This is a genomic window from Bacillus sp. 123MFChir2, from assembly GCF_000383235.1.
Lineage (GTDB): Bacteria > Bacillota > Bacilli > Bacillales > Bacillaceae_G > Bacillus_A.
In genome coordinates, this window is sequence record NZ_KB911007.1 from 1 (window position 1) to 6952 (window position 6952).

Below are 6952 nucleotides of genomic sequence, written 5' to 3' on the forward strand. Positions count from 1 at the left end.
ACCATCACTTTTTTCTCTCCATTTGCAACAGCGTTAAAGTCAATGTTCAGTGCATTGTCAAGATACTTAGCGTTAACATTAAGAGCACTTGCGATTTGAGATTTACTATACACCATAGATTCTGTATACTGCATTCTTGCAGGTAACGTATTTGTTTTTGAATACTTTTCATTCCAAGTAGATACTAACTCATCTACCGCTCCAGACACATTACCATATGTAGGATTTTGGACAGTAATTGTATTCTCTTTTCTCATGCCAGGTAAGTCTATACTAATGTTCAAAGGTTTTCTCTTAGCCACTAATAAACTAGGTTGATTATCTGCAAAAGCCTTATTTGCAAGTTGTACTGCCCCTGGATAAGTACGATTAGTCACAGAATCAATAATTGAAATATCCACTGGTGAAGTTGTAAGTGATTTTTTCTCACGTTCAACTACTACAAATTTACCACTTGAATTTTTACCTTCTTTCGGAACAAAACTCTCTACTTTATCACCATTTACTGCTAAAATATCTCTACTATCATACTTTAAATTTCCTATGCCAGTATCAATGTCAATAGCTTGTTTTGGTGCATTAGCTGAATTATTTTTAGGTGTTTCAGCGAAGGAAATAGATGAATAATTAATAGTGCAAAAGCCGATTAATAAACTTGCTAGTATTTTTTTTCCTTTGGTGTTTTTTGTAATTTTCAAATAAATCAACTTCTTCCTTTTTTCATATTAAGCTACGATAATTGCTAAATAGTGAACTTACATAAATGCTTTTAAAAGTTCTTGAACTAATGGAAATGCTCCACCTATAAATTTTAAAATTGCCATTGCAATTGTCATATTATTTCCTCCTCTTTTGTTGTTGCTAAGATGTGGTTTATGTTTATATTTCTATTATAGTAAGCGCTTACATTTTTATCAATACATTCTTATATGCAATATTGCATACAAGAATGTATCAGATTCCCCTTGCATTGTTAATAAGAGTAGCATTAATCATAGTTTTTATTCGCAGATAATGGTCTTCCTGGAAAACGTAAGTAAGTAAATAATAAAGGTTTTTTATGTTAGTTTTTCAATTTGCATTTATATACATCGCTTCACGCGAGATTGCTATTTACTAGTACACGATAACTGGTTCATAAGTGCTTAGATTATCATACACAGTTTTCGCAACACTAGGTTGGAGGTTAACACATCCGCCGGATCCCCCTGTTAAATAGGCATTATTTGCCCAGTTTGTTCGCCAGCCGGCATCGTGGAACCCTTGTCCGCTATTTGTGAACGGAGCCCAGTAATCTACTTTAACGGAATAATCAGGTTTACCTACTGCGCTTCCTTTAAGTGTGTATGGTGATCGTTTATAGAGAATATACCACACACCTGGTGATGTATCTTCACTCGTACTATGTTTACCAGTTACCACATTCGTTGTGACTGCCAATTTTCCATCTTTGTAAATCCAAATTTGTTGTTCTGCAATTGACACTTCCGCATACGTGTCTCCAATGCCATTATTTGATGTTGTTTCATAACCGATGCCTTCATTTTTCCAGCCATTTCCGCGAATATTAGAAACAGAAAGAGATTTTCCTCCTTTTTCAAAGGCTTTTTGAATTTGCTTTGTTTCCTTTTCAACATCTAGTGCCCAGCCATATCCTTGTCCTTTTACTGATATGGCCGAACCAGAATGAGTTTTAAATGTGAAGTCTTTATTTAATGTTGATTTAGCATTATTAATTTCAGCAATCTTCTTCTTAATGTTGCTCGCGCCGATTGTAACTTTCATATCCTTTGATATAGAGGCATTTTGAATTAGATCTTTCGCTTTTAAAGAGTAAACTTCATTTTGCACCTTATAATCAACGGACTGTTGAAGAAAATCCTGTAGTGCTTGCTCCTCTTTTTTTACAATCGGATTGTCTTCTTTAATAGCTTGTATGTATACAGGCTCCAAATGAATTTCGCTTTTATACTTCTGCTTGTCGTAATCTTTCAATAGACTAGTAACGTCATACTGTTTTCCTTCAACGCTTTTTGAGATGACAACTTTTCCTTTTTCGATCTTCGCCGTAGCATCTTGAGACGCTTTTAATTTTTTATTCATAGAGACGAGCTTTTTTTCTACAAGTTTTTTCATCGTTTCGCTTCGGTACTGATCTGCTTTTTCCGGGAGTAGTGAATAATTTTTTTCCTTTGAGGAGGGAAAAAATGTCCACTGGCTTTTTAATAGTTTCTGAACTTGAGGCAAATCTGTTTCCATAAGTTCCGTTTGCGTATCTTTTTCATCTAAAATTTGTTGTTGGCCGATATAGACTTTGTTTTCTAGTTCGGATGTTTTTAATTTTTTTAGTGCTTGATCAGCAGTTAGACCACCGACCTTTATGTCATTAATCGTAACATTTGAATTGAAGTGGGTCGTCTGATAATACCTCATTCCCAAAATGAGAAATGTAATTATACCGCCCCCCGCTGTGATAAGCTTCCAATTTGTAAAACGTTTTCTTGATTTTACTCGTTTTTTATCAACTTCTTCAACTGATTTATTTATTGTATTGGTGTTCATAAATCTTTCCTCCGTATACATCAACGTCAATCGATTTTAAATTAAAATCATTGACTAGTGTACCTTATTATTCTTAAAACTTCATTATCACTGACCAGATATTATCGCATTAAATTAGTCAAATTTAGAATTTTTAATAGAATGGCACATAAAAATGGGAGCTAAACTTATATCTCAGCTCCTCGTACTTACAAATTATTTAATTATAAAAGATACGATTGCTAAAATAATACTTAATAATTGTCCGATGTCCTATCATTAGGTTTCTTTTTACGAGGCGGCAAGGTTCACTTTATGTTACGGTCTGCTGATTCGCTCGCGCTTCTATTAGAAGTTACTTTGTCACAGGGCTTCAGCCTTAGGATTTCTCCACCAGCTGCCTGTCAGCTACTAGGCGACTTGGTTCTTACCTAGGCCGGACTTTCATTGTTTGCGTGCCCAGCTTCGCTGGGCACGCAAACAATGAAAGACTTTTGTAATCATTATAAAAGTAATTTGAAATATATTGATAATAAGATGAATTTATCCCCAATATATATACAGAACACTCAATACAATTGATCAAACCGAGCTTCCCCAAAGCTTCTTTTTATACAACAAGACCCACAGATTGTTTTCTGTGGGTTTTGTTGTGTTTATACTTTCCCTTCAAACAAATGGTTCTTTTATAGAAATAAGTTAGGTTCTTTAAGATTAAGTACAGTAATGTAAAAGCACCCAACATATTAGGTTCCTTTATTTTCAGGAGCTTCTTTAAATTAGGTCTTGATAACGTACGATTTTCTGATATGGCGAACTCGATTAGTAAATCAACATTACACAGATATCTAAAATATAAAAACGCAATTATCTTTATCAGGAGATCAAATAAAAATCATTAAAAATAGAACGATAAGTTTGCTGCAAATAAAAAGAACCATAAGCTTGTCGTGTGTTTTATTCATGTAGCTTTAGAATAATATTTGTTCAAATTGATACGAATAACCTTAATAAACGAACAAGTAGAACTGACGCTTTCGTTACTCGTTCAATTTGAGCGAGGTGTCCTTGTATATGTTGAAGATTTTTCAATTGAAAATAACCTATAAATCATTTATTGATAAAATTGTTCTTTGGCAGGTTTACCCAAATATATATAGAAAGTATGAAAAAATATATTTAAATCTGCCCAAAGGAGATGAAGAAATTGTTTAAAAAAGTCGGTATAGGAGTATTTTCTACAGCAATTGTATTAAGTGCCAGTATAGGTTTTTCAGGTATTGTATCAGCAGATAGTCCATCTGCAAATAAACAAGTTAGGAATGGAGACTTTGAGGATGGGTTAAATAACTGGATTTTATCTAATCCTAATTCTTCTACCGAGAATATCGGCACTTCTGAACCAGGCAATCATTATCTGAAATTAATACATACAGACACAGCCTATCAGCTTGTTACTGTAAAGCCGAATACAGAATATACATTAACATTTGATATAGCGGGAAGTATAGGTTCTCCAGCAGAAGTAACAGTAGGTAATCTGAATGCCTCTCAAGAAATAGTTCCATTAACAAAGAAACAGTATACAGGATTTAAGCCGGAACATCATGAGATGAAGTTTAAAACAGAGGAGGATGTGTCAAACTTTGCTGTCAAACTTGCTTCTACAGCAAATGGGAGGGTTAAGTTTGATAATGTACAATTGAAGGAAAAGGAGAAATCTTATATTTTAAATATGGATTTTGACCACAATTCAAGTATAGAACCTCTTAAACCATGGGACGGCAATATGAAATACAATATTGAAGAGCATGCAGGGGTAAATAATTCTAAAGGACTTCATTTAAACTCATTAGGTGCTTCAGCATTGTTTGGATCCATAACTTTGAAGCCTAATACGACATACATACTGTCCGCATCTGGAAAAGTAACTACTCCTAGTAGATACGTAGGGGCATTAGTATTGATTAATGGAAGAACCCTAGCTGATATGGCATTTACTTCCTCACAGTATGAACAAAAATCGTTCGAATTTACTACTCCAAATTCTATTAATTCAAGTGAATTCTACATTGGTGAGCTTTCCGGGTTCAACTTTGATGCCTATCTTGATGATATCGTACTAGTTGAAAAGTAGCCATAATAAAAAATATATTTCTATCATTGACACATGAAAACAATTCTAGAAATGAGCCGCCATATGCCTATCGACTTGAGACTTTGAAATGTATCCAAAACGAAGTTTGTTCTTTCTACATTTATTTATGGGAATTCAGCTCGTTTTTTCATTTTGAGGAACAATTAATTTCTTAAGTTGATGGCAATGTGATGCTATCCCTAAAAGTCGCGACTTTATTTAAAGACGACATTAAAAATATTCTTCAAATCCTGGAAGCATAAGTTGGCCGTAAACTAAAAGAAGCATAAATTGACCAAAACGGCCATCTTATGCTTCTTGTTATAATAAATGTAAATTAAATTATATATTGGCCACTTATTAAATCATAAAATGTCCTAATATTAGCCTTAAATTAAGTAAGCAGCGAAAATAAATAAATCATATTTTGGTCCAAACTAAATCTTTAAATTATAAAGTGTCCATTAGGCTTAAAAGGTTCTACCTACTAATTAAATCATGCCATCGTTATTTACTGTTATTTGATATAATAAAACATACAGAATATTTGCTAATCCACCCTTCATCAAAAAGATGTTGATTTATGGTAAATAAAAATAAATCTAAAGAGATTCAATATGTCAATTTTACAGGGGGGGAATTTTAATGTATCTAGATTTTATAAAAAATGATTATAACGATAAAGCTAAGGAAGAACGTGAACAGTATATAAATAGAGACAAAAATCATTTAGCTAAAATAATCCAAACACGGATAACAAAAGATGTAGAAAATATAGTGGAGAGATGTGATACTACGTCAAGATAATAGACACAGATTTCTACCGCGCTTTCGCTTGGTGATCTTCATAAAAAAGTTTAAATAAAGAACGGTTTAAACTTTTTTATGAAGGTAAAATCAAGCTGCTGAATTTCCATACATATGTTCAAATTCATTCGGTGTATAGTAACCCAAAGTCGAATGGATTCGTTTGGAATTGTAGAAAAACTCGATGTATTCAAACAACGACTTTTTCGCTTCTTCTCTCGTTTTATACTTCATTTGATATACTAGCTCGCGTTTAAGAATACCGTGAAAGGATTCAATACAAGCATTGTCATAACAGTTTCCCTTTCGGCTCATGCTGCCCATCATATGATACTTTTTTAACAGTCTCTGATATTCATGTGAGGCATATTGGACTCCTCGGTCTGAATGGTGAATGACTCCTTTCTTCGGCTTTTGACGCTTGTAAGCCATCGTTAGTGCAGAGATCACCAATTCCTTTGTCATGGTTTTATTCATGGCCCAACCTACGATTTTACGAGAATACAAATCCATTACACTTGCCAAATACAACCAGCCTTCATTGGTCGGAACATACGTGATATCCGCTACCCACAACTGGTTTGGTGTAGTAGCTGTAAACTGCCAATTTAAAACGTTTTCACTTACTGGGTGATGATGTTTCGAATTGGTAGTAGCTTTATATTTTTTGACCGTACAAGATTTCCACTGGTTCTTTGTCATAATACGAGAAACCGTCCGCTCACTTACCTTCACACCTCGCTTATTCAGCGTTTTAGCGATTTTAACACTGCCATAACGTTGCTTAAATTCTAAGTGAGTCTGAAAAATCTCTTGTGATAACTTCTCGTGTTGTTTCTGCCTGTCACTTTTCGGTCGTTTTAGCCATTTGAAGTAACCACTTTTGGAAGCTCCCAGGACGTTGCACATCTTCTCCACTCGGAATTGGGAGCAATTTTTATGAATGAACTCATATTTTACCGAGGGCTTTTCGCGAAGTAGTGCATCGCCTTTTTTAAGATCTCATTCTCCTCCTGGAGCTCACGAATTTCCTTTTGAAGAGCTAGTAATTCAGCTTCTGTCGAAGAGAACGATTGGACAGCTTTAATCGCTGGTTGTTGACCATACTTCTTGATCCAGCCATGTAAAGTATTCTCATTCACACCCATTTCTCTAGCCACTTGAGCCACAGGCTTATGATTTTCACGAATATACTTTACCGCTTCAATTTTAAATGTCTCATCGTATCGTTTTCCGTTACCTCTTGCCATACAGACACACCTCGTTATAGTTGATATATTTATTATAACAATCTGTGTCTACTTTTTAGTCTAGCATCAATGGTATGAATTAGATGATATTGGATTAATTAGTGAAGATGCAGTGTTCTTAAAATTACTTAAAGAATCTGAAGAACTGTACTCCTTTGGTTATTATGTTGGAAGCATTTCTTTAATAGGTGTTGCTAGTGAAGAACTTTGTAAATCC

Annotated in this window: 5 protein-coding genes; 2 read left to right on the top strand and 3 right to left on the bottom strand. The window is 34.2% G+C overall.

All coding sequences use genetic code 11. From position 1 onward, the window contains the following. Both H280_RS0122435 and H280_RS0122445 read right to left on the bottom strand, forming a co-directional pair. On the bottom strand, positions 1 to 707 hold a 707-nt coding region (locus H280_RS0122435), incomplete at its 3' end, for a thiol-activated cytolysin family protein (RefSeq protein WP_034304071.1). 409 nt (positions 708 to 1116) lie between these two features. Next, positions 1117 to 2562, bottom strand: coding sequence for a L,D-transpeptidase family protein (locus tag H280_RS0122445; protein WP_020063338.1), 1446 nt, complete (start codon positions 2560 to 2562; stop codon positions 1117 to 1119). 1186 nt (positions 2563 to 3748) lie between these two features. Here H280_RS0122445 and H280_RS0122455 point away from each other — a divergent pair. Both H280_RS0122455 and H280_RS25960 read left to right on the top strand, forming a co-directional pair. Beyond that, positions 3749 to 4678 carry a carbohydrate binding domain-containing protein gene (locus tag H280_RS0122455; protein WP_020063340.1) on the top strand — a complete coding sequence of 310 codons (930 nt, stop codon included), beginning with the start codon at positions 3749 to 3751 and terminating at the stop codon, positions 4676 to 4678. A 645-nt stretch (positions 4679 to 5323) separates the two neighbouring features. Further along, a complete protein-coding gene (locus H280_RS25960) occupies positions 5324 to 5485 on the top strand; it encodes a hypothetical protein (RefSeq protein ID WP_020063341.1) in 162 nt (53 codons plus the stop codon). Between the two features lie 90 nt (positions 5486 to 5575). Here H280_RS25960 and H280_RS0122465 read toward each other — a convergent pair. Further along, positions 5576 to 6735 (bottom strand): IS3 family transposase gene (locus H280_RS0122465; protein ID WP_269208764.1). Its coding sequence is split into 2 segments (ribosomal slippage): positions 5576 to 6474 and positions 6474 to 6735, totalling 1161 coding nucleotides; the frame shifts between segments, so codons are not numbered across the junction. Positions 6736 to 6952 lie beyond the last annotated feature (217 nt).